The sequence below is a fragment of the Rubrivirga marina genome (assembly GCF_002283365.1).
GTDB lineage: Bacteria > Bacteroidota > Rhodothermia > Rhodothermales > Rubricoccaceae > Rubrivirga > Rubrivirga marina.
Genome location: NZ_MQWD01000001.1, coordinates 3,488,996 through 3,510,820 on the forward strand (window position 1 = coordinate 3,488,996; position 21,825 = coordinate 3,510,820).

The 21,825-nt window shown below is 71.7% G+C and carries 19 protein-coding genes and 1 pseudogene; 7 read left to right on the plus strand and 13 right to left on the minus strand.

The window, feature by feature from the left end:
- Positions 1 to 47: 47 nt before the first annotated feature.
- A complete protein-coding gene (locus BSZ37_RS14775; protein WP_095511296.1) occupies positions 48 to 434 on the plus strand; it encodes a hypothetical protein in 387 nt (128 codons plus the stop codon).
- On the opposite strand, the gene BSZ37_RS14780 is transcribed toward BSZ37_RS14775, so the two are convergent.
- Positions 406 to 1,818: a sensor histidine kinase gene (locus tag BSZ37_RS14780; protein ID WP_218830514.1), complete on the minus strand. Its 1,413-nt coding sequence runs from the start codon at positions 1,816 to 1,818 to the stop codon at positions 406 to 408. The two genes, BSZ37_RS14775 and BSZ37_RS14780, sit on opposite strands and share 29 nt — an antisense overlap.
- A gap of 89 nt (positions 1,819 to 1,907) precedes the next feature.
- Positions 1,908 to 2,630 (minus strand): response regulator transcription factor, encoded by a 723-nt coding sequence (locus tag BSZ37_RS14785; protein ID WP_095512407.1) that lies wholly within the window; start codon positions 2,628 to 2,630, stop codon positions 1,908 to 1,910.
- A 137-nt stretch (positions 2,631 to 2,767) separates the two neighbouring features.
- On the opposite strand from BSZ37_RS14785, the gene BSZ37_RS14790 reads away from it, so the two are divergent.
- Genes BSZ37_RS14790 through BSZ37_RS14800 form a run of 3 tightly spaced genes read left to right on the plus strand, consistent with a single transcriptional unit; the run spans position 2,768 to position 6,466 of the window.
- Positions 2,768 to 3,454, plus strand: a complete 687-nt coding sequence (locus BSZ37_RS14790) for a hypothetical protein (RefSeq protein ID WP_095511297.1) — start codon at positions 2,768 to 2,770, stop codon at positions 3,452 to 3,454.
- 3 nt (positions 3,455 to 3,457) lie between these two features.
- Positions 3,458 to 5,206: a DUF1800 domain-containing protein gene (locus BSZ37_RS14795; RefSeq protein ID WP_095511298.1), complete on the plus strand. Its 1,749-nt coding sequence runs from the start codon at positions 3,458 to 3,460 to the stop codon at positions 5,204 to 5,206.
- Between the two features lie 18 nt (positions 5,207 to 5,224).
- On the plus strand, positions 5,225 to 6,466 hold the full coding sequence (locus BSZ37_RS14800) for a DUF1501 domain-containing protein (RefSeq protein WP_095511299.1): 1,242 nt from the start codon (positions 5,225 to 5,227) through the stop codon (positions 6,464 to 6,466).
- Between the two features lie 52 nt (positions 6,467 to 6,518).
- Here the strand turns inward: BSZ37_RS14800 and hisI are convergent, their stop codons facing one another.
- On the minus strand, positions 6,519 to 6,908 hold the full coding sequence (gene hisI / locus BSZ37_RS14805; protein ID WP_095511300.1) for a phosphoribosyl-AMP cyclohydrolase: 390 nt from the start codon (positions 6,906 to 6,908) through the stop codon (positions 6,519 to 6,521).
- Positions 6,909 to 7,035: 127 nt separating this feature from the next.
- Here hisI and BSZ37_RS14810 point away from each other — a divergent pair, with 127 nt between their 5' ends.
- Positions 7,036 to 7,701: a hypothetical protein gene (locus tag BSZ37_RS14810; RefSeq protein ID WP_095511301.1), complete on the plus strand. Its 666-nt coding sequence runs from the start codon at positions 7,036 to 7,038 to the stop codon at positions 7,699 to 7,701.
- 161 nt (positions 7,702 to 7,862) lie between these two features.
- On the opposite strand, the gene BSZ37_RS14815 is transcribed toward BSZ37_RS14810, so the two are convergent.
- Together BSZ37_RS14815 and BSZ37_RS14820 are read right to left on the minus strand one after the other, a co-directional pair.
- A complete protein-coding gene (locus BSZ37_RS14815) occupies positions 7,863 to 9,416 on the minus strand; it encodes a pyridoxal phosphate-dependent decarboxylase family protein (RefSeq protein ID WP_095512408.1) in 1,554 nt (517 codons plus the stop codon).
- Between the two features lie 164 nt (positions 9,417 to 9,580).
- Positions 9,581 to 10,183, minus strand: a complete 603-nt coding sequence (locus tag BSZ37_RS14820) for a hypothetical protein (RefSeq protein ID WP_095511302.1) — start codon at positions 10,181 to 10,183, stop codon at positions 9,581 to 9,583.
- Positions 10,184 to 10,449: 266 nt separating this feature from the next.
- On the opposite strand from BSZ37_RS14820, the pseudogene BSZ37_RS22865 reads away from it, so the two are divergent.
- Both BSZ37_RS22865 and BSZ37_RS14830 read left to right on the plus strand, forming a co-directional pair.
- Positions 10,450 to 10,629 (plus strand): annotated as a pseudogene (locus BSZ37_RS22865) (helix-turn-helix domain-containing protein); the annotation flags it as partial.
- Positions 10,630 to 10,736: 107 nt separating this feature from the next.
- Positions 10,737 to 11,573, plus strand: coding sequence for an integrase core domain-containing protein (locus BSZ37_RS14830; RefSeq protein ID WP_179299665.1), 837 nt, complete (start codon positions 10,737 to 10,739; stop codon positions 11,571 to 11,573).
- A 62-nt stretch (positions 11,574 to 11,635) separates the two neighbouring features.
- Here BSZ37_RS14830 and BSZ37_RS14835 read toward each other — a convergent pair whose 3' ends face one another.
- The 8 genes from BSZ37_RS14835 to BSZ37_RS14870 form a co-directional block, all read right to left on the minus strand.
- Positions 11,636 to 12,007, minus strand: coding sequence for a hypothetical protein (locus BSZ37_RS14835; RefSeq protein WP_095511304.1), 372 nt, complete (start codon positions 12,005 to 12,007; stop codon positions 11,636 to 11,638).
- Between the two features lie 194 nt (positions 12,008 to 12,201).
- A complete protein-coding gene (locus BSZ37_RS14840) occupies positions 12,202 to 15,012 on the minus strand; it encodes an alpha-L-rhamnosidase-related protein (protein ID WP_095511305.1) in 2,811 nt (936 codons plus the stop codon).
- Positions 15,013 to 15,134: 122 nt separating this feature from the next.
- The gene (locus tag BSZ37_RS14845) at positions 15,135 to 15,755 is read right to left on the minus strand and encodes a superoxide dismutase (protein WP_095511306.1); all 621 of its coding nucleotides are present in this window, start codon (positions 15,753 to 15,755) and stop codon (positions 15,135 to 15,137) included.
- Positions 15,756 to 15,857: 102 nt separating this feature from the next.
- Positions 15,858 to 16,421 (minus strand): hypothetical protein, encoded by a 564-nt coding sequence (locus tag BSZ37_RS14850; RefSeq protein ID WP_095511307.1) that lies wholly within the window; start codon positions 16,419 to 16,421, stop codon positions 15,858 to 15,860.
- Between the two features lie 49 nt (positions 16,422 to 16,470).
- Positions 16,471 to 17,952: an NADH-quinone oxidoreductase subunit N gene (locus BSZ37_RS14855; protein ID WP_095511308.1), complete on the minus strand. Its 1,482-nt coding sequence runs from the start codon at positions 17,950 to 17,952 to the stop codon at positions 16,471 to 16,473.
- Positions 17,953 to 17,992: 40 nt separating this feature from the next.
- Positions 17,993 to 18,310 (minus strand): 4a-hydroxytetrahydrobiopterin dehydratase, encoded by a 318-nt coding sequence (locus BSZ37_RS14860; protein WP_095511309.1) that lies wholly within the window; start codon positions 18,308 to 18,310, stop codon positions 17,993 to 17,995.
- A gap of 3 nt (positions 18,311 to 18,313) precedes the next feature.
- Positions 18,314 to 20,131: a sodium:proton antiporter gene (locus tag BSZ37_RS22395; RefSeq protein ID WP_218830516.1), complete on the minus strand. Its 1,818-nt coding sequence runs from the start codon at positions 20,129 to 20,131 to the stop codon at positions 18,314 to 18,316.
- Between the two features lie 34 nt (positions 20,132 to 20,165).
- Complete coding sequence (locus BSZ37_RS14870; RefSeq protein ID WP_095511310.1) at positions 20,166 to 21,785, minus strand: complex I subunit 4 family protein; 1,620 nt, start codon at positions 21,783 to 21,785, stop codon at positions 20,166 to 20,168.
- Positions 21,786 to 21,825: the final 40 nt, after the last annotated feature.

A 21,825-nucleotide genomic window follows, 5' to 3' on the forward strand; every position in this document is an offset into this window, starting at 1 on the left:
GGAAGCCTCGGCCGATTTCCCAGCTTGGGATCACCGCCGCCTCCCCCATGCGCACGCTCCTCCTGGCCGCCCTCGTCTCTCTCGCCGCCTGCGACACGAGCGAGTCGCTCTACCCCGGCCCCGGCGACCACCCCGAGGTCGACCTCGTCCAGCTTCTCGCCGCCGACCCCGGGCGCTACAACCTTCGCGCGGCCATCGCCGACGTCCAGCCGTGCCCCGAGGACCAGCTCATCCTGTGCGCGGCCGAGGCGACGCTCGTGCTCGTCGACCCCACCCCTGCCCCCTCCGACCCGGCCCAACGGGCCGCCTTGGTCCCGGTCGACGCGCCCGACCAGTTCCGCCTCGGGAGGCGCGGGACGTTCTCCCTCGAACTCCAGCGCTCGCCGTCCGGCACGGAGCCGACGTTCACGCTCCTGGGCTACGCGCTGGACTGATCGGGAGCGACAGCCGGAACGTCGCGCCCTCGCCGGGCACGCTCTCGACCGCTAGTGTCCCACCGTGTGCCTCCGCAACGGCGCGGGCGATCGCGAGCCCGAGGCCAGTGCCGGTGCCGCGCGTGCGCGGGCCCTCGCCGCGGTAGTACCGCTCGAACACGTGCTCCAGCACGTCGGGCGCGATCCCCTCGCCCGTGTCGGCGACCGCCAGCACGACCCGGCCCGCCTCGGCGCCGGCCCCGAGACGGACGGAGCCACCGGACGGCGTGTGACGCCGCGCGTTGTCGAGGAGGTTCGAGAGGGCGCGGACGAGCCGGGCGCCGTCGGCCTCGACCGTCGGGAGCCCGGCGGGCGCATCGACCTCGAACGAGACGCCGTCGGCCTCGAACGCCCGCGCGTGCTGGCGCCCCACGTCGCGGACGAGCTCGCCGACGGGGACCAGGCCGAGTCGGAGCGCCTGGTCGGGCCGGTCGAGGACCGAGAGCTCGAACAGGTCGGCCACGAGCGCGGCGGCGCCCTCCGCCTGACGACGCGCGGCGGCGACGGCGTCGGCCACGTCGTCCCTCCGGTCCTCGCCGGCGAACCGCTCGGCCTCGTCGAGCGTGACGCGGAGGGCGGCGAGCGGCGTCCGGAGGTCGTGCCCGACGTTGGCGACGAGCTCGCGGCGGAGCCGGTCGGTGTCGCGGAGCGACTGGATCGAGACCTCGACGCGCGCCGCCATCTCGTTGACGGCGCGGGCCAGCCTCCCCAACTCGTCGTCGCCCGCCTCGGGCAGCCGGTCGGCATAGTCGCCTTCGCCGAGCCGCTCGACGCGGCGCGTGACGTCGCGGACGGGCCGGAGCAGGCGGGACGCGAAGAGGGCGCCCAGCAACAGCGCCAGCGCGACGGCCACGAGGACCGTCACGAGCGTGGCCTGCCAGAACGCCCGCATCGTCCCGGCCCGCTCTTCGGCGACGGTTTGGCGGAGCGGCCGAACGAGGAGCGCGCCGGCGGGCAGGCCGTCGGGCGCGAGGATCGGCGCGAGGCCCCACCCGCCGCCGGGCGCGTCGAGGTCGACGGCGACGCGGCCGGCGTCGAGCGCGTCGAGCGCGTCGAGCGGCACGTCGGGTGCCGGCGACTCGCCGAACGTCTCGACGAGCGCGCCGGACTCGTCGAGCAGCGCGAGCGGATCGGGGAAGCGCGTGCCGAGGTCCGACCGCAGCCGGCTGCCGATCTCGACGGATCCGAACGGGCCGATGTCGGCCCGCGTCTCGACCTCCTCGGCCACGGCGTCGAGGCGGAGGCGGAGCGTGCCGGCCAGGAGCTCCGCGCTCCGGTCCTGCGCAAACACGCCGCTCAGCCCGACCGCCAGCAGCGCTGTCGCCACCTGCGCCCCCACGAGCACGCCGGCGACGCGCCAAAAAAGCGTACGGGACGACGGGCCGCGTCCCGCAGGCGACGGGCCAGCCGCGCCCTCGTGTGGTCCCTCCGCAGTCAGTGGTCGTCCCCGCGGAACTTGTACCCCACGCCCCACACGGTCCGGACGTGCTGCGGGTCGCCCGGGTCGGCCTCGATCTTCGCGCGGAGCCGCTGGACGTGGCTGTCGATGGTCCGATCGTACCCCTCGTACGAGATGTCCCAGATCTTCTGGAGCAGCTGGCTCCGTGTGAACGGCCGGTCCGGGTGCTGGGCGAGGAACAGCAGCAGGTCGAACTCGCGGACCGTCAGGTGGACCGGCTCGCCAGCGACGGTCACCTCGCGGCGGACCGGGTCGATGGCGAGGTCGCCGGCCGTGATCGGCTCGTCGGCATCGCTGGAGGGGCCGCTTGCCATCTGCTCGCGGACGGTCCGCACGCGGCGGAGCGCGGCCCGGATGCGGGCGACGACCTCCTGCAGGCTGAACGGCTTCGTGACGTAGTCGTCCGCCCCGACCTCCAGCCCGACGACGCGGTCGAGCTCGTCGGCGCGGGCCGTCAGCATGAGGATGTAGAGGAGCGGGTGGTCGGCGCGGAGGCGTCGGCAGACCTCGATCCCGTCGAGGCCCGGGAGCATCACGTCGAGCACCACGAGGTCGGGGACCGCCTTGGCGACCGCGTCGAGAGCGTCGGGGCCGGTGGCGGCCGTCGCGACCTCGTAGCCGGCGTCGGAGAGGCGACGGGCGAGCGTCTGGCGGAGGTCGTCGTCGTCCTCGACGACGAGGAGGGAAGCGGGAGACATCATGGTCCGGGTGACGCCGGAAGCTAGGCTCGGGTCCCCGACCGCAGGCGGCAGCGCACAAGCGGGACGGAGTCGCCACGGTTCTGTGACACGGCCGGCGGGGCGGGTGCGTTCTTGAGCGTACCTCCCCCCTCCCCATGCGGATCGCCCTCGTCCTGCTCGTCCTCGCTGCGGCCCCCGCCGTCGCCCAGCCCTCCGCGACATCGGTCGTCGAGGCGTGGCGGACCGACTGGCGGCGATCCGCACAGGGCCTGGCCGGAATCGACGTGCGCGAGGAGGCCGAATGGACGATCGACGGGCCGAGGGGCCGGACGGTCGTCGAAGCCGACGGGCGGATCCGCTACTCCCGAGGGATACCCGAGCGCGACCTCGACCGGGTCCTCGTGAATGGGCGCGAGGTGCCGGCGGACCGCGGCCGCGGCCAGGGGCAGCGCTGGCAACGCGCGTTCGGTCCCGCCGGGCGCGAGGTCCACGCCCCACCGCTCCTCCCCCTCGCCCTGCTCGGCACGGCGGAGCCCGACCGGATCGAGGCCGACCGCGAGGCCGGCGTCGCCGCGTGGCGCGTCGGGTTCGACTCGCCGGCCGGCCGCGCCGAGGCGTGGTTCACGCGGTCCGGCGCCCCCCACCTGCTCCGTGTTCGGACGGAGGGCGAGCGTCCCCGTGGCGGGCGGTTCATGCGCGACGTGCGGTACGCCCGCGTCCGCGGTCTCGACCTACCCGTTCGAGCCGAGGCCACGTTCACCGTCCGCCAGCGGCGCCGGCTCCGGGACTACCTCGTGACCCTCCGCGCCGACGCGACCTACACCGGCCACACCCTCCGCTAGCCCATGCGCCGCGCGCCCGCCCCGCTTCCGTACGCCGAGGCCGGCCTCCCCGACGAGGCCGCCGCCGCGCACGCGCTGAACCGGCTCGCGTTCGGACCGCGGCCCGGTGAGGCCGCCGAGGTCGCCCGCCGCGGCGTCGGGGCGTGGATCGACGAGCAGTTGACCCCGCCCGCCTCGGATCCCGACTCGGACCCGCGGCTCGCCGACCTCGACCAGCTCGGGTGGACGACCGAGGAGATCACGTCGCGCTACCTCACGCCGGCGTTCGCGCTCCGCCAGGCCGTCGCCGAGGGCGCCGTCCCGGACGGCTTCGGCCCGCGCGACCCCGAGATCCGCGACCGGCTGCAGGGGTGGATGGAGCGGAACGACATCCGGAGCGTCGCCGACCTTCGGCGCGACCTGCTCCGGGCCAAGCTCACGCGCGCCGTCCACGCGCGCGCGCAGCTCCGTGAGGTCCTCACCGACTTCTGGTACAACCACTTCAACGTCGACGGCCGGGGCGGGCAGATCCTCTACGTCCCGACCTACGAGCGCGACGCGATCCGGGCGCACGTCTTCGGCCGGTTCCGCGAGCTCCTCGGGGCCACGGCCCGCCACCCGGCGATGCTGACGTACCTCGACAACTGGCAGTCGCGCGCGCCGTCGGGTACGGCCGTCACGTTCGGCCGACCGCCCGGGCGGGGCGGGATCAACGAGAACTACGGCCGCGAACTCCTCGAGCTCCACACCCTGGGCGTCGACGGCGGCTACTCGCAGGACGACGTGATCGCCACGGCGCGCGCGTTCACGGGGTGGTCCGTCGTCCCGAATCGCAACGAGGCCTCGACCGAGCGAGTGGAGGCCGGGCTCGACCGGCTCGCGTCACGCGGGGCGCCGGTCGTCCGCGACGGCCTGTTCGTGTTCCGGCCGAACTGGCACGACGCCGAGCCCAAGACGGTCCTCGGGCGGTCCCTCCCGGGCGGGCGTGGGATCGAGGACGGCGAGGACGTGCTCGACCTGCTCGCGGCGCACGAGGCGACCGCCCGGCACGTCGCCCGCAAGCTGGCCATCCGGTTCGTCGACGACGACCCCGACGAGGGGCTCGTCGGCCGGCTGGCGGCGGTCTTCCGCCGGACCGACGGCGACCTCACTGCCGTCTTGCGGGCGCTGGTAGAAGACCGCGCCTTCTGGGACGCCGCGCGCTCCGGCCCCGACGGCGCGCCGTCGAAGGTCAAGACGCCGTTCGAGTTCGTCGCCAGCGCCGCGCGGGCAACGGCTACGCCGATCGAGGACGTCCGCGGGGTCCTCGGCCCGCTTCGCGACATGGGCGAGCCGCCCTACCACGCCGAGCCGCCGACCGGTTTCCCGGACCACGCCGCCGCGTGGGTCAACGCCGGCCTGCTCCTGACCCGGATGAACCTCGGCCTCCGACTCGCCGACGGCCGCGTCCGCGGGGCCCGACCTGACCTGGCCGTGCTGACGGCCGGCCGCGAGCCCGAGTCCATCGACGCCGCGCTCCAGACCTACGTCGGCGCCCTCCTCCCCGGGCGCGACCCGACCCCGACGGTCACGCTGCTCCAGCCGATCGTCCGCGAACCTGCCTTCGCCCGGCGCGTCGCCGAGGCGGCCACCCAGGCCGAGGCCGAGACGCCGGTCGCCCTTGACGACGACGGCGTGTTCGGCGAGACCCCCGAGCCACCGTTCGACCCCGACGACACGGCGGCCTTCGTCGTCGGGGTCGTCCTCGGCTCGCCCGCCTTCCAGCGGCAGTAGCCCCACCACCCCGTCGCCATGACCTCCCGTCGCGCCTTCCTCTCCTCGGGCGGCCTCGCCCTGCTCGCTGCCGGCGTCGGCGGCGTCCCCTCGTTCCTGACCCGGGCCGCCTCGGCGACGCCGTCCGGGTCCTTCCGCCGACGGAAGGTGCTGGTGACCGTCTTCCAGCGCGGGGCGATGGACGGCCTCGCGGCGGTCCAGCCGCTGTCGGACCCGATGCTGGCCCGGCTCCGCCCGACGCTGGCCCTCGACGCCCGCCGCCAGCTCGTCGACCTCGACGGCCGGTTCGGCCTTCACCCCTCGCTGAGACCGTTCGGAGACTATTTCCGGGAGGGGACGCTCGGCATCGTCCACGGCGTCGGCTCGCCGGTCGCGACGCGGTCGCACTTTGATGCGCAGGACTTTATGGAGACCGGCCGCCCCGGCGACAAGCGTGCCGACTCCGGCTGGCTCAACCGCGCGACGGGCCTTCTCGGCCATGAGCCGTCGACGCCGTTCCAGGCCGTCGCCCTGACGCCCGCGCTCCCGCTCTCCCTGCGGGGCGAGGCGCCGGCGCTTGCGATCGCCAACCTCGAGGACTTTGGGGTGATGGCGCCCGGCGCGATGGCGGCGACGGGCGAGAGCCTGGAGGCGCTCTACGCCCAAACCGCCGGCGACCTGCTTAGCAGCGCGGGACGAGAAGGACTCGAGGCCGCGAACGTGCTCGACCAGGCCCGGCTCGACCAATACCGCCCCGAGAACGGCGCCGACTACCCCCGCTCGGAGCTCGGCGAGAGCCTCCGCCAGATCGCCCAGCTCATCAAGGCCGACGTCGGGCTCCAGGTCGCGTTCGCCGAGGCCGGCGGGTGGGACACGCACGCGCGCCAGGGCGCCGCGGACGGCTCGTTCGCTCGCCGCGCCGCCGACCTCGCCCAGAGCGTCGCCGCCTTCTGGACCGACCTCGAACGCTACCAGGACGACGTCGTGGTCCTGACGATGACCGAGTTCGGCCGGACCGTCGCCGAGAACGGGACGGGCGGGACCGACCACGGCCGGGCCTCCGCCATGTTCGTCCTCGGCAACGCCGTCCGTGGCGGCGAGGTGCACGGCGCGCCCCTCGTGCTCGATCCCGACGCTCTAGAGGACGGCCGCGACCTGCCCGTCACGACCGACTTCCGGGCGCTCTTCGCCGGCGTCGCCGGCCCGCACCTCGGGATCGCGACCGGCGACGGGCTGTTCCCGGGCTGGGCCGGCCGGCCGCTCGACGTCCTGCGCAGCTAGGCGCGCCTCGGCGCCGAGGCGGGACCGGACGGCTCCCTCTGGAGGGCGCCGGCTACTTGTAGACCGAGTCGGCGTCGAAGACCGGCTCGCCGACCGTTTCGAGCTCGCCGTCCTCGACCTTCCGGTAGAAGCAGCTCCGGTGGCCCGTGTGGCACGCCGCCCCGCCGACCTGCTCGATCCGGAACAGGAGCGCGTCGCCGTCGCAATCCACGTAGGCCGACTTGACGCGCTGGACGTTCCCGCTCGTCTCGCCCTTGACCCAGACCTTCTGGCGCGACCGGCTCCAGTACGTCATGACGCCGGTCTCGAGCGTCTGCTGAAGCGTCTCGCGGTTCATGTAGGCGAGCATGAGCACGTCGCCGGTGGCGTCGTCCTGGGCGATGGCGGCGACGAGGCCGTCGTCGTTGAAGGTGGCGGCGTCGAGGAGCGGCTGGAGGTCCATCGGAAGAGAGCGGGAGCGAATGGTGGACCCGAAGGTGCGCCGTGCGCGCCCGTTCCGGGGAGGAAAACGCGGGAAGGTCCCGTCTGGCGGCGTTCTTTCCGGGCGCCCCTGAGCTCTCCCCCACCCCATGCGCGCTTCGTTCGTCTCGCTTCTCCTCGCCCTCACGGCCTGCCAATCGGACCCCGAGGTCGAGGCGCTGCCGTCCACCCCCGAGATCCCGGCCTACGCGGGCGACCTCTCTCCGATCGACGAAGGGACCGCCGTCCCGGGCTTCGCTGCGTTCCGCGACACGCTCCGCGGAGTCGTCGCCCGCCGTGACACGGCCGCGCTGCTCGGCCTCGTCGCGACCGACGCTCGGCTCTCGTTCGGCGACGGTGCGGGCGGCCCCGACGAGTTCGACCAGACGTGGTTCGCGTCGACTCCGGAGGAGCCCGTGTGGTCGGTCCTCGAGCACGTCCTCGACCACGGGAGCGTCGAGGAGGACGGCGCGGTCGTCGTCCCCTACGTCGCGGGGTTCTGGCCGGACACGCTCGACCCCTACACCACCGTCGTCGTCCCCGGCCGCGACGTCCCGGCCTACGACCGGCCCGACGGCACGGAGGTCGCCCGGCTCACGGAGATCGCCCTCCCGACGATGGCGCCCGACGACGACGGCTGGCGGCCCGTCACCCTGCCCGACGGGACCGGCGCGGTCGTCGAGGCGGACGCGGCCCTCAGCCCGGTCGGCTACCGCGCCACGTTCTGGGACGACGGCGACGGCTGGCGACTCCGCTCGTTCCTCGCTGGCGACTGACCCCGGCCGCCTCGACGCCGAGGCGGGCACGGCGGCATGGGGTCGGAGGCCTGTGGGCCCGGCCGCTCCGACGAGCGCGACGACCCGCTCGAGACCTAGACTTCCGCCTCGACCGTGTCACCCATCGTCCCGGTCTGGAGTGTTATCACTCGTCCCGGCCGCTACACGACGACAACGGGTGCGGCGGCTGCGGCCGTGCCCGTCTCTCTGTCGATGTCGTGCCCGAGCCGGCGGAGGTCGTCGAACACCCGTTCGATGTCTTCCAGCCTCGTTCGGTGGGAGCAGATGGAGAGTCGAAGGACGGTGCGGCCGCGGAGCTGCGAGGTCATCACGAAGGCCAACCCGCTGGCCCGGATCGCGTCGGTGATCGCCTGGTTGAGGCGGTCGAGGTACTCGCTGTGCGCGTCGACGTCGTCGCGGAGCCGGGCCGGGACGAACCGGAAGCAGTAGAGGTTGAGGACCGGCGCGTGGAGCGGCTCGAAGTCGGGGTCGGCGCGGACGAGGGCGTCGAGGTGCTCGGCGCAGCGGACGTTCTGACGGAGGAGCGCCCGGTACCCCTCGGCCCCGTAGTGCTTCAGCGTCATCCACACCTTGAGCGCCCGGAACCCCCGCGACATCTGGGGGCCGAGCTCGTAGAAGTCGTGCCCGTGGTAGCCGTCGGGGAGGATCCCCTGGAGGTACGACGCCTCCATCGTGAACGCGCGCCGCTGCGTCACGGGGTCGCGGAAGAGGACGCACCCGCACTCGTACGGGACGTAGAGCCATTTATGCGGGTCGAGCGAGACGGAGTCCGCCCGATCCAGCCCGGCGTAGAGCAGCCGTTTCTCGGGGAGCATGGCCCCGACGGCCCCGCAGGCCCCGTCGCCGTGTAACCACAGCCCGTACTCCCGGCACACGTCGGCGATCTCGTCGAGGGGGTCGATGGCGCCGACGTTGACGGAGCCGACCTGGGCGACGACGCAGAACGGGAGGTCGCCACGAGCACGGTCCTCCTCGATCATCCCTCGGAGCGCGCCCACATCCATCGTAAAGTCGCCCCGGCTGGGGACGCGGCGGAGCGCCTCACGGCCGAGGTTCAGCATGTCCACGGCCCGGACGAGCGAGACGTGGCCCTCGTGGTCGGAGGCGTAAACGAGGAAGCGGCCGGTGCGGGCCTCGTCCTGGAGCCCGCGCGGGGTGGTGTCGTAGGGGGCCGCGTTACGGAGGGCCGTGTGGAGCGCGGTGACGTTGGCCATCGTGCCGCCGCTGACGAGGACGCCGCCGCACGCGGGGTCGAACCCGATCAACTCAGCGAGCCACGCGAGCGTGCGCCGCTCGACCTCGGTGGCGGACGGGGCCGGCTTCCAGCCCCCGGCGTTCATGTTGACCGACGCCGCGAGGGCCTCGGCGAGGATGCCCATCGGGGTTCCGGACCCCATGACGTACCCGAAGTAGCGCGGGGAGGTGTTGTGGGTGGCGTTCGGGAGGACCTTCTCGTCCCAGTCGTCGAGGATGCGCGCGGGTTCCTGGCCGTGTTTGGGAAGAGGTTCGTCGAAGGTGCGCGCTACTTCTTCCGGTGTTCGTCCCGCGAAGACAGGCAGGTCAGGGACGTCGCGGAGGTGGTTGGCGATGGCGTCGATGACTCGGTAACCGAGCGCGCGGAAGTCTTCGGGGGCGAGGTCGCCGTCGAACCACGCTTCGGCGACGGGCTCATCTAAGGGAGGAGGCTCAGGCATGTTCATGGAAGCAACAGAGAGCTTGGCCGCCTAGACGCTTGGCGATTCAGCCGCCGCGAGTGATGGCACGACGGTCAGACGAAGCTATGACGGCTGTGCCGCACGGACGAGCCGAGGACGCTGGCACTCGCGGTCGGCCTGCAAACGCTAGTTATGTGGCCCCCTCAATCGGAGGGCCGCGACCGTACGCGGTCGTTCATCGAGTCGAAGTGGGAGTCCACACCGACGGCGAGTAGGCTGTCGTTGCGGAGCCAGAAGGCGATCCGCCCCCCTCCGGTCGTGTCGTCGACGAACACCTCCGTGTCGTACGGCAGGTAGGAGAGGTTGGCCGCGAGCGGCCAGTTCCGGCACCGCCACGACTCCGGGAAGGCCCGCTCGACTTTGGAAGCCGGGTCCCCGGCCTCGAACACCTGAGGACCGGCCGCCAGCGGCCCGAGGCGGAGCGGGTACCAACCGGGGTAGGCGAGCGAGTCGCGGACCGTGGTGAACCCGAGCGTGTCGGCCTCGACGGCGAAGACCATGACGCCGAACACGTCGGTCCAGACCAACTCTTGATACGACGTGTCCGGCGCTCCAAACTGAGCCCGGAGCTGCTCCGGAGTAGACCAGAGCGGCAAGTCGCCGACCGTCCACCCGTCGGTCTCCACAACGCTGTAGAAGTCCCCTCCGCTGTCGTAGACATCAGAGCAGGCGGCTCGGCGCTCGGCTTCCGACATCCCGCCGCAGCCCACGATGAGGAGGAATGGGAGGGTCAGAAGCTGCCTCATCGCAGGGGACACATAACGATTTGCGATTCAGCCGCCGCACGCGGCGCGGCGACGGGACGGAGCGGAGGATACGTCGACGCTCACGCGAGGCGAGAGCGCTGGCGCGTGGGGTCGGCCTGCAAGCGCTGGTTAGCTGCCCGTGCTGTATGGACCGGGACGAGTGGTAACAGAATAGACCGGGACGATGGGTGACAGATCCGTTCACCCCGGCATGGCCCTCCCCGCGCTCTCGCGCTCACGCCGTGCCCTGGACCGTCACCGCCCCCATGCTCCAACGAGCCCACCTCGTCGCCCTCCACGCCGAGGGCCTCCACTCCGTCGCCGACCTCGCCGCCCGGTTCGGCGTCTCCCGCAAGACGGCCTACAAGTGGATCGACCGGCACGCCGAGGGCGGCACCGACGCGCTGGGAGACCGGTCCACGTCGCACGGGGCCACCCGCACACGACCCCGCCAGAGGTCGAGGCCCTCGTCGTGGCGGCGCGGGAGAAGCACCCGACGTGGGGGGCGCGGAAGCTCATCCCCTGGATCGCTAAACGACACCCGGACGCGCCTTTGCCTGCGGCCTCGACGGTCGGCACCATCCTCAAGCGACACGGGCTCGTCGAGCCGCGACGCCGTCGGCGCGTGGCGGCCCACCCGGGGAGCCGCCCGCTCGTCGCCGACGCGCCATGTGACGTGTGGACGGCCGACTACAAGGGGCAGTTCAGGACCGGCGACGGCGAGGTGTGCTACCCGCTCACCGTCTGCGACGCGCACAGCCGGGCCATCCTCTGCTGCGAAGGCCACTCCTCCGTCGAGCAGTACGGGGCGCTCCGGGCGTTCGACCGCCTCTTCCGCGAGCACGGGCTGCCGACGGCGATCCGGACCGACAACGGGACCCCGTTCGCGACGCAGGCGATCTGTGGCCTGTCACGACTCAGCGTGTGGTGGATCAAGCTCGGGATCACGCCCGACCGGATCGAGCCCGGGCGCCCCCAGCAGAACGGACAACACGAGCGGATGCACCGGACCCTGAAAGCGGAGACGGCACGCCCACCGGAGGCCGACATGGCCGCGCAGCAACGACGCTTCGACGCGTGGCGGGCCGAGTTCAACGACGAGCGGCCCCACGACGGCCTCGGCGGTGAGACCCCCGCCTCCCGCTACGCCCCGTCGCCGCGCCCGATGCCCGAGCGTCCGCCCGAGCCGGAGTACCCGGGGCACTTCGAGGTCCGGCGCGTCTCGCGGTGTGGGACGTTCAAGATGAAGGGCCGCCAGCGTTTCCTGAGCCAGGCCCTGTCCGACGAGACGATCGGGTTCGAGGAAGTGGCCGACGGGGTCTGGGCCGTGCTCTTCTACGAGACCGAGCTCGGCCGCTTCGACGAGCGGGACTACCAGCTCAAGACCTAGACTGCGACCTCGACCGGGTCACCCATCGTCCCGGTCTAAAGTGTTACCCATCGTCCCGGCCGCTACATGCTAGGGTCCGAGTCCTCGAACCACACGTTCCGCAGGCGCCGGGTGTACACCTCCGGCTCGTCCTCGAACAGATGCTCGCGGCCCTCGTCCGCCAACACTCCTGTCTCGAGGAGGGACTCGACGACGACGTCGGTCATGTCCGTGTATGTCGCCAACTCGTCCCGCGACCCCGAGGGGAACGGCCAGTCGTCGTACGTGTCGCTGACGAACGCGACGGCGTCGCCCGCGTGGTCCTGGAGGTAGCGCGTCGTGATCGCCGCGGCGACCGGGTTGCCGGCCAACTCGTTCCGGGTCCCAGCGCCGATGTGGGCGAACGAGACGACCTCGCGCTTCGAGTGGTTGACGAGTCGGTAGAGGGCGCCCATGGGTAGGCACGGAGGGCAGCTAACCAGGAGTTATGAGGCCGGGAAGATGCGGCCGTCGGCCGGATAGTACGCAGACGTGAGGAGACACGACCGGGCCGTAACCCCCTCCTTCAACGCGTTCCGCCCGACAACGAAGACCACACCTCATCGCAAATGCGGCGGCCCTTCGCATAGTACCAGTCCGAGCGCCCCGCTCAGGCCGGCGCCGCGACGTGCGACAGGGTCCGGTGCAGCAGGTCCGTCCGAGAGCATATCGAGGGGGCCACCACCACGATCCTGGCCCCGGACGCCTTGTTCTGCAAGAGCGCCGCGCAGGGATACCGCTCCCGCCTCGGGCCCCTCACGAGTTGGTGCTCGCGCTCGGTGAACGCCAGCGGCGTGAACGTCCACGGCTTCCGGACCGTCCAGTCGGTGTAGACGACCTCGACGCGCTGGTCGGGGTCCACGACGCCGCCGTCGACGTCGAACACGCCGCGGCAGTCGGTCTCGAACCCGAACAGGCCGAGGCCGTGCTCCCACGCGGCGAATAGCGGGCCGTCGCCCCAGTAGACGGTCCCCTCGGGCTCCGGGTGGTCGAGGAGGTCGCCGTCACGGGGGTCGTAGTCACGCCAGTGACCGTCGGACCACACCTTCCACCAGAACAGGCCCGCGTGGCCGCCCATCTGCGCGCCGCCATGGTAGTGGTTCTCGTAGTCGATCCGGGGGAAGCGCGGGCCGAGGAGCAGCAACGAGCCGCAGTGGTCGAGGTAGTCCTCGATCATGTCCGTCACCGACCTCCCCGGCTTCGTCCGGTACGGCAGCTCATTGCCGACGATCACGAGGAGGTCGCCCTCCCCGTCGAGGTCGCCGATCTCGCGGGCCGCCACGTGGCGGAGCCGGCCGAAGTAGCTCTCGGCTGAGCGGGCGACGCTCTGGAGGCTGTCGGCGAACAGCCGCGGCTCGTCCAGGAGGAGCGGACGAGCGACGCGGGCCGGCGGCGGAAGCGGCGGCATCGCCAACTCGCCGCTCAACACCCGCTGCGGCGCGTAGGCCACTTCCAACACGTGGCGCTTGCCCGGTGTCAGGCGGATGCGGAGGGTTGCGCTCGCGCCGTCCTCCTCCGCCTCGGGCTCGATCTCGGCCCCGTCGAGCGTCACCATCTCAACTGCCTCGCGCGGCGGCACCCGGAGCTCCAGCACCTCGACGGCACACCGGTCGAGCACGATCCGGACGCCGTCGGCCGTCTCCGCAAAACGGAGTCGGCCCGCGGCGAGATCGAGGTCGACGGACCACGTGTCCCACGAGCGCGGGACGGCCGGGGCCAGTCGGATCCGCCGCTCGCCGGGCTCGCGGATGCTGAGGCCTACCAACCCGTACTGGACCGCGTCGAGGAGCGCGCCGGAGCCGGTGATGAACGCGTGCCCGGCCACGTCGTCCTGGGCACCGTCCTCCGGTTCGAGATACTCCTCACAGAGCCCGGGGAGCGTCGGCCGGTGGAACGTGTCGACGATCTTCGAGAGGACGTGGAGGCCGCCGTCGGCGTCGAAATTCAGGAACCGGGCCTTCGCCTCGTGAGCCATCCACCACGGCCAGACACGCCCGTTGTGGTCGTTGTCGGCCGGGACGTACCTCATCGGAAGGTCGGTGGTCACCGTCCCGAAGGGCCGCCAGGACCGCTCGCGGATCGTATCGAGGGTCCGGAACCGCTCGTTCCGGCCCGCCACCCGCTCGACGACGGCGATCGCGTTGTCGGCCAGCATGAGCGTCGTGTCGGGGACGCCCCACTGGACGGCGTTGTTGAAGTACCCGGCGTCGTTCCAGAACGCGTCGTGGATCGACCGGCGAGACCGCGCGGCGAGATCGCGGTATCGCCCCGCGTCGTCGTCGCGGCCCAAGGCCTCGCAGATGAACGCCATGCGCCGGAGGGCGGCGAAGTACAGGACGTTCGAGTACAGCGTCCGCTGGCCCTCGACGAGGCGGAGGAACCGGCTGTGGTCCATCCACTCCGTCACGTCGACGATGAGCCCGTCTTCGTCGGCGTCGCGGGCCACCCAGACCTCGATCCACGGCTCGAAGGCGGCCACCATCCGTTCGAGCCAGTCACGGTCGCCGGTGTGCTCGTAGACGCGCCAGACCAGCGTGAGGAGCCAGCCGAGCCCCTCCGCGGAGCCTCCCTGACTCGTGTCGTCGGAGACCTTCAGGCCCGTCGGGTCGTGGGCCGTGTGGCGCGCCGCCTCGTAGTCGAGCGTGGCGAGGACGGCGTCGAGGAGGCCCGCCGCGACGCCACCGGGGCCGAAGCCGGACCCGAAGTCGCGGCTCCAGACGTCTCGCCAGCGGAAGATGTCGCAGACCATTTTCGAGCCGTCGCCGCCGGGCCGGCCGGCGCCGTCGGGCTCCCAGGCGTAGCCGAGCCGGAGGTGCGCCTTGGCGAACTCGACGGCGCGGTCGAGCTCGGGGTACGGGGTCCGAAGGCGGAGACCACGCTCGGCCGTTTCGTCCGCCCACGCCTCGACCGCCTCGAACGGGTCATCGAGACGGGCCGCCGCGGCCCCGTCGCCGAGGAGGAACGCCGCGCGCGCGTCGGCCGCCAGCGACACGCGGAGCGTCCCCCGCGCCGCGCCCTCGTCGTCCGACGAGACGGGCTGTGGCTCAGGGGTCCAGACGGAGGCCTCCCCCCTGCTGAGGTCGACCTCGTCCGCCTCGACGTCACCGTCAGGGTCGGCGTCGGCGAATTCGAGGGCCCACTCGGCGTCTGCTTCGGACTCGACGAGCAGGACCATGAGGGCGGCATCGGGCTGGGCGGCAGCCGTGAGCGCGCCCCGCCCCGCGACCTCATAGCGCACGCGCCTGGGGAGCACGACCGTCCGCACCTCACCGTCCGAGAGGGGCCGGCCGTCGATGAGGACGCGGTAGCCGGCCGCCGGGCCGGCGAACACGAACTCGGCAGACCCGGCGCGGACGCGGGCGATCAGCCGGCCGTTGCCGACGACGGTTTCGACGTCGTGGTCGAAGACGAGGGGGGCCATGCGAGGGGATCCGTCGAGAGGGGCCAAAAAGCTACGCGCCCCGACCGGCGGCGGCCGGTCGGGGCGCGGGCCCACACGTGGGCGACTCCCTCCACCTCGGCGCCGAGGCGGAGGGGGCGGGGCTAGCCCATCTGTGCCTTGGCCTCGCGGTACCGGCGGTCCACCTCGTCCCAGTTGACGACGTTCCACCACGCCTCGACGTAGTCGGGCCGCTTGTTCTGGTACTTGAGGTAGTAGGCGTGCTCCCAGACGTCGACGCCGAGGAGGCCGACGTGGCCGTGCATCGCCGGGCTGTCCTGGTTCGGGAGCGCGTGGATGTGGAGGCCCTGCTCGGGGCCGAAGCCGAGCCACGCCCAGCCGGAGCCGAACTGCGTCTTGGCGGCTTCGCTGAACTGCTCCTTGAAGCTCTCGAAGGAGCCGAACGCCTCGTCGATCGCGCTCGCCAGCTCGCCGGTCGGCTCGCCGCCACCGCTCGGGCTCATGACGGTCCAGAAGATGCCGTGGTTGAGGAAGCCGCCGCCGTTGTTCCGCACGGCCGTCCGCTTGTCCTCGGGCAGCGCGTCGAGGTCGGCGAGCGTCTCCTCGATCGGCTGGTCTTCCCACTGCGTGCCCTCGAGGGCCGCGTTGAGCTTGGTGGTGTAGCCGGCGTGGTGCTTGCCGTGGTGGATCCGCATCGTCTGCTCGTCGATGTGCGGCTCCAGGGCGTCGTAGTCGTAGGGGAGCGGGGGAAGCTCGAAGGCCATGGGGATGGGGGTTGGGAGAGAAGGTGCCTGTTCAACCCGTCGCCGCGGGCGCCGTTTCGAGGTCCACGCGCGATTCGTACCGGCGCCCCTCCCCTGCCGCCGTTACCCGTCGCCGAGCGCGTCGAGCATTCGCTGGCGGTCGGCCTCGGCGAGCCGGCCGAGCGCGACGAGCCGGTCGAGCGCCTCTGCCACAGCGAGGTGATCCGTGCCACCGTCCGCCGTCGGATCCGGCGCCGGGGCCTCGGGCCGTACACCCACCGCCAACACCTGCTGGAGGAACCTTTCGACGTACTCGGCCGCGCCCGGCTGGCCCGAGAAGTCGAGCGTCTCCGTGACCGTCGCCCGCGCCCGGTTCAGGTCGATCTGGACCTCCCGCCCGCCGAGCAGCTTCCGCTTCGCCCGCACGCCCACGATGTCCTCGTAGCGGATCGTCCGGGCCGGCTGGAGGTCGTTGTTTTGGAAGACGAGCCGGTCGTCGAGAAACACGGCGCCGTCCTTGGCCGAGCCGAGGCGGGTCGCGTCGTAGAGCGCGACGACCGCGTCCGGGTCCACCTCGGGCGCGTAGTCGGCGAGGGCGGCGCGGAGCTTCGCCGCCGGGAGGTCGGGCGCGACGTAGAGCCCGAGGTCGGGGGCCGTCGGGAGGTACTCGCGGAGGAGGTCGGTCATGCGCGTGGGACGAGCGACGCCCCCCGCCGGGTCCCCGAGGCGGGCCGGGCTAGGGCGCGACCGTCGCGACCGCGTCGACGCCGAACGCCGCCGCGGTCACGTCGATGACGCCGGCCGGGAGGACGCCGAGGGCGAGGAGCGCGACGGCGCAGACGGTCACGACGACGGCCGTCGCGCGGGCGACCGGGAACTCGAGCCGGGCGTTGTCCGGCGCCTCGTCCGGCGACGTCATCCACATCACGACGAGCACGCGGAGGTAGTAGTAGCCCGAGACGACCGAGGCGAGGACGCCCAGGATGGCCAGCCACACGAGCCCGGCGTCGACGGCGGCGGCGAACACGAGGTACTTCCCGATAAAGCCGGCGAGGGGCGGGAAGCCCGTGAGCGCGAACATGAACACGCCCATCGCCACGCCGAGGAACGGCTTGCGGTAGCCGATGCCCGCGAGGCTGTCGAGGTCCTGGCCCGCCCCCTGCTCGTCGTCCCACTCGAGCGCGCCCATCACGCCGAAGGCGCCGACGTTCATGAGCGTGTACGCAAGGAGGTAGAACAGCGCGGCGCCGTAGCCCCCGGCCGTCCCCGCGGCGAGGCCCGCGAGGATGTAGCCCGCGTGGGCCACCGACGAGTAGGCCAGCATCCGCTTCACGTTCGACTGCACGAGCGCGACGACGTTGCCGACGACCATCGTGATCGCGGCCACGGCGGCGAGCGTGAGCTGGACCGTCCCGTCGACGAGGTCCGGCGGGAGGGCGCGCGCGAGGACGACGGCGAGCGCGGCGAACGTGGCCGCCTTCGAGGCCGTCGACATGAACGCCGTCAGCGAGGTCGGGGCGCCCTGGTACACGTCGGGCGTCCACATGTGGAACGGGACGGCGGACACCTTGAAGAAAAACCCGACGAGGAGGAGGCCGACGCCGGCGAGGAACAGGCCGGTACGCCCGGTCGCCTCCACGCCGGCCGCGAGCTCGGCGAGCTGCATCGTGCCGGTCGCGCCGTAGAGGAGCGCGAGGCCGTAGAGGAAGAAGCCCGTCGAGAACGCGCCCAGGAGGAAGTACTTCAGCGCGCTCTCGTTCGCCGTCGACTCCTCGCGGACAAGGCCCGTCAGGACGTAGAGGCACACCGACATCGTCTCGAGGCCGACGAAGAGCGTCACGAGGCTGCCCGCCGACGCGAGCGTCATCATGCCGGCCGTGGCGAAGAGGATCAGCCCGTGGACCTCGCCGTAGTTCCGCCCGATCCGCGAGAGGTACGGGACCGTCAGGGCCACGCTCAGGATCGCGCCGATGAGCACGATGATGTTCGCCAGCGCCGCGGCGCCGCCGACGTAGACCTGCCCCTCGAAGGCCGTCCCGACGTGGTCGACCCCGAACGCCTGCCACACGGCCGCCAGCGCCATGCCGACGCCCGCGATCCACGGGATGGACGCGTCGTCGTTCCGGAACGCGTCGAGGACGACGACGAGCACGCCGAGGCCGGCCACCAGGAGGATCGGGCCGGTCGAGGCGAGGTCAGCGAGGAAGAAGTCGTACATCAGAGGGGATAGCGGCGGGCGGGCCCGACGGGAAGCGGGGTTACGCGGCGTCGGCGCCCGGCAGCGCGTCGACTCGGGCGGCGAAGGCGAGGTCGGTCTCGGTCACGCGGTTCCCGGCGTCGTGGGTCGAGAGACCGAGCGAGACGCGGTCGTAGACGTTCGAGATCTCGGGGTGGTGGTCCATGTCCTCCGCCACGAACGCGACGCGCACGAGGAAGGCGAAGGCCTCCTGGAAGTCGGCGAAGGCGAAGTCGCGGGCGATCCAGGTGCCGTCGTCGTCCGCCTCGGCGCGCCACCCGTCGAGGTCGGCGAGGGCGGCGGCGATCTGGTCGTCGGAGAGGGGGTCGCGGGCAGGCATGGGCTAGAAGCGGAGCAGGAGGCCGGGCGTCCGGACCAATGCCTCGGCCGCGGCCGCGGCCGTCTCGGCGTCGGGCGGGTGCGGGAGGACGTAGCCGCTGAAGAACACGAACCAGACCACGATGTAGATCGGGATCAGGATCGGGAGCGAGTACTTGACCATGTAGGCCACGAACGACGGCGTCTGGACGCCCGAGCTCTCGGCGATGGCCTTGACCATGAAGTTCGGCCCGTTCCCGATGTACGTCAGCGCGCCGAAGAACACGGCCGCCACCGAGATCGCCTGGAGGTAGAACGTCGTCGCGAGGGGCGTCCCGGCACCGACCACGGCGAAGTCGCTCACCATCGACGGCACGTTGACGTCCATCCCGAACTTGCCCATCGCGGCCGAGAGGAAGGACACGTACGTCGGGGCGTTGTCGAGCACGCCCGAGAGCATGCCGGTGCCGAAGTAGAACGTCGTCACGCCGATGGAGTCGGCGTTGACCTGGGCCCACTGGCCGATGAGCGTGAGCGCCGGCTGCATCGTGAGGAAGATCCCGATGAACAAGAAGCCGACCTCCTTGATGGGCTCGAAGTTGAAGTCGTTGCCCCGGAGCGCGGCGGGCTTGGCCGTCTTGTAGGCCGCCACGCACACGCCGAACATGATGATCTCCCGGATCCCGAACGGGACGTGGGCGATCTCGTGGAGGTCGGGCACCCATGAGAACACGTTCGGGTCGAGGAACACGCTCGCGATCACGACGCCGAGCCAGAGGAACCCGGCCTTCCCTTCGATCTCGAACTCGCGCTTGACCGGGGCCCGGTTCGGGTGGGCCACGGCGGGGTCCGCCGCGTGGTGGTCCGAGACGTCCTCGACGCCCGGCGCCTCCGGCACGACCGGCCCGCCCGGGACCTCGCCCGGCTCGAGGTCCACCCCGTGCTCTTCGGCGTCCTCGCGGAGGCTCTCGGCCTTGTTCCGCTTGTCGATGACGTAGAAGACGGCCGTGATCGCGAGGATCGTCGGGAGCCAGATGTACCAGATGTGGGTGACCGTCCAGAAGAACGGGACGCCGCGAAGGAAACCGAGGAACAGCGGCGGGTCGCCGATGGGCGTGAGCGCGCCGCCGACGTTCGAGACGATGAAGATGAAGAAGACGATGTGGTACGCCTTCAGCCGCCCCGCGTTGAGCCGCATGAACGGCCGGATGAGGAGCATCGAGGCGCCGGTCGTCCCGATGAAGTTGCTCAGGACGGCCCCGCCGAGCAGGAGGACCGAGTTGTTCTTCGGGGTCCCCGGGTAGTCGGTCTTGATCAGGATCGTCCCGGAGCAGACGAAGAGCGCGCCGAGGAGCGCGATAAAGGCGAAGTACTCCTCGGCCGCATGCATGATGGGCAGCGTGTCGTGGAGCCCCAGCCAGTAGTACAGCGCGAACGCAGCGCCGAGCGCGATGGCGACGTGCGGGTAGTAGTGGTGCCAGAAGTGGGGGTAGAACAGCGGCCCCGTCGCGATCATCAGCAGCAAGACCACGAACGGGATCGTGAGCCACACCGGCGGGGGCGGGTGCTCGGCGCCGTGGCCCTCGTCGCCGGCGTGCTCCGTCGGCTCGCCGTGGACGCCCTGGCCCTCGTCGAGGGCGACCTCCCCGCTCTTGAGCGCCGTCTCCCCCTCGGGTCCGTCGCCAGGCATGGTCTCGGTCGCCTCCGGTTGCTGGATCGGGACGGCGTTCGTCTCGACCGCGTAGCCGACGGCAGGGCCATCGGCAGGGTCCGCGTCCTGACCGCTGGCGGGCAGCGCCAGCAAGACGAGAGCGAACGCGAGAAGCGAGGCGAGCCGGGACATGGGCGGGAGGGCTGGGGGGATCACCGAGGCGGGCTTAGTGCGCGGGCGCGGCGGGGGCAGGCGGCGGCGTCAGCGCCACGTCGTCGGGCCACGCGACGGGCACCACGACGACTTCGTCGGGAGCGGCGTCGGCCACGGCAGCGGCCTTGAGCTCCGACGTCTCGAGGAGCGACCGGACGGCCCGCTCGCTCTGGGCGAGGAACGGCGACGGCCAGAACCCGAGGATCAGCATGAGCGCGGCGAGCGGCACGAGGAGCCCGATCTCGCGGCCGTTGAGGTCCTTCATCGTCGTGTTGGCCTCGTTCGTGACCTCCCCGAAGAACGTCCGGTACACCATCCACAGGAGGTAGACGGCGGCGAAGATGACGCCCGTCGTCGCCACGGCGATGAGGACGGGGTTCCCGACCGTCGGCGAGTTCCACGACCCGAGGAGGATCATGAACTCGCCCACGAACCCGTTGAGGCCCGGCAGGCCGGCCGAGGCGAACACGCTGAACAGCATGAAGAAGGTCAGGATCGGGACGGTCTGGGCGATCCCGCCGTAGTCGGCCATGGCCCGCGTGTGCCGCCGCTCGTACATCATGCCGATGATGAGGAACAGCGCGCCCGTCGAGATGCCGTGGTTGACCATCTGGATGAGCGAGCCCTGCACGGCGATCGTGTCGAAGGCGAACACGCCGAGGACCACGAATCCGAGGTGGCTCACCGACGAGTAGGCCACCAGCTTCTTGACGTCGGTCTGGGCGAACGCGACGAGCGCGCCGTACACGATGCCGATGACGGCGAGGATCGCGATCGGCATCGCCATGCGTTCGGAGGCGTTCGGGAAGAACGGGATGACGAACCGGAGCAGGCCGTACGTCCCCATCTTCAGGAGCACGCCGGCGAGCGCCACGGAGCCGCCCGTCGGGGCCTGCGTGTGCGCGTCGGGCAGCCAGGTGTGGAGCGGGAACAGCGGGACCTTGATCGCGAACGCCAGCGCGAACAGGCCGAACATGGCGTACTGCAGGCCCAGCGGCATCCCGAACTGAACCAGCTTGTACCAGTCGGTCGTGAACACGCCGCCGTTGACGGCGTCACCGGCCTCGAACCCGATCCACAGCACGCCCACGAGCATCAGCAACGAGCCCACCAGCGTGTAGATGACGAACTTGATGGCCGCGTAGACCCGCTCCTCCCCGCCCCAGATCCCGATGATGAACACCATCGGGATCAGGGTGATCTCGAAGAAGATGTAGAACAGGAAGACGTCGAAGGCCGCGAACACGCCGAGCACGCCGGTCTCGAGAAGCAGCATGAGCGCGTAGTACCCCTTGTGCGCCTTGCCGATGTAGGTCCACGACGAGAGGACGATGATCGGCCCGAGGAGCGTCGTGAGCAGGATCAGCAGCAGGTTCAGCCCGTCGATCCCCACGAAGTACGAGATGTCGACGGTGCCGAACCACGGGAGCCGCGTCGCGAGTTGAGGCGCTTCGGCGGTCGAGACGGCCGGGTCGAAGCCGAGCCACAGCCCGAGCGACAGGACGAACGTGACGCCGGTCGTCGCGAGGGCCGCCCACCGGATCGACGACACCGACGGCAGCGCCAGGAGCGCCAGCGCGCCGAGCGCGGGCAGGAAGATGACGAGCGAGAGGAGCCCGGGGATGTCAGCCATGGAGTCGAGAGGGTCGGCCTCGGCGCCGAGATGCGGGGAG

Coding starts and splice junctions, on each gene's coding strand:
- BSZ37_RS14855 (WP_095511308.1), bottom strand. CDS start 17,952: ATGTACGACTTCTTCCTCGCTGACCTCGCCTCGACCGGCCCGATCCTC.
- BSZ37_RS14795 (WP_095511298.1), top strand. CDS start 3,458: ATGCGCCGCGCGCCCGCCCCGCTTCCGTACGCCGAGGCCGGCCTCCCC.
- BSZ37_RS14820 (WP_095511302.1), bottom strand. CDS start 10,183: ATGAGGCAGCTTCTGACCCTCCCATTCCTCCTCATCGTGGGCTGCGGC.
- BSZ37_RS14835 (WP_095511304.1), bottom strand. CDS start 12,007: ATGGGCGCCCTCTACCGACTCGTCAACCACTCGAAGCGCGAGGTCGTC.
- BSZ37_RS14785 (WP_095512407.1), bottom strand. CDS start 2,630: ATGTCTCCCGCTTCCCTCCTCGTCGTCGAGGACGACGACGACCTCCGC.
- BSZ37_RS14790 (WP_095511297.1), top strand. CDS start 2,768: ATGCGGATCGCCCTCGTCCTGCTCGTCCTCGCTGCGGCCCCCGCCGTC.
- BSZ37_RS14870 (WP_095511310.1), bottom strand. CDS start 21,785: ATGGCTGACATCCCCGGGCTCCTCTCGCTCGTCATCTTCCTGCCCGCG.
- BSZ37_RS14840 (WP_095511305.1), bottom strand. CDS start 15,012: ATGGCCCCCCTCGTCTTCGACCACGACGTCGAAACCGTCGTCGGCAAC.
- BSZ37_RS22395 (WP_218830516.1), bottom strand. CDS start 20,131: ATGTCCCGGCTCGCCTCGCTTCTCGCGTTCGCTCTCGTCTTGCTGGCG.
- BSZ37_RS14800 (WP_095511299.1), top strand. CDS start 5,225: ATGACCTCCCGTCGCGCCTTCCTCTCCTCGGGCGGCCTCGCCCTGCTC.
- BSZ37_RS14850 (WP_095511307.1), bottom strand. CDS start 16,421: ATGACCGACCTCCTCCGCGAGTACCTCCCGACGGCCCCCGACCTCGGG.
- BSZ37_RS14815 (WP_095512408.1), bottom strand. CDS start 9,416: ATGCCTGAGCCTCCTCCCTTAGATGAGCCCGTCGCCGAAGCGTGGTTC.
- BSZ37_RS14860 (WP_095511309.1), bottom strand. CDS start 18,310: ATGCCTGCCCGCGACCCCCTCTCCGACGACCAGATCGCCGCCGCCCTC.
- BSZ37_RS14845 (WP_095511306.1), bottom strand. CDS start 15,755: ATGGCCTTCGAGCTTCCCCCGCTCCCCTACGACTACGACGCCCTGGAG.
- hisI (WP_095511300.1), bottom strand. CDS start 6,908: ATGGACCTCCAGCCGCTCCTCGACGCCGCCACCTTCAACGACGACGGC.
- BSZ37_RS14775 (WP_095511296.1), top strand. CDS start 48: ATGCGCACGCTCCTCCTGGCCGCCCTCGTCTCTCTCGCCGCCTGCGAC.
- BSZ37_RS14810 (WP_095511301.1), top strand. CDS start 7,036: ATGCGCGCTTCGTTCGTCTCGCTTCTCCTCGCCCTCACGGCCTGCCAA.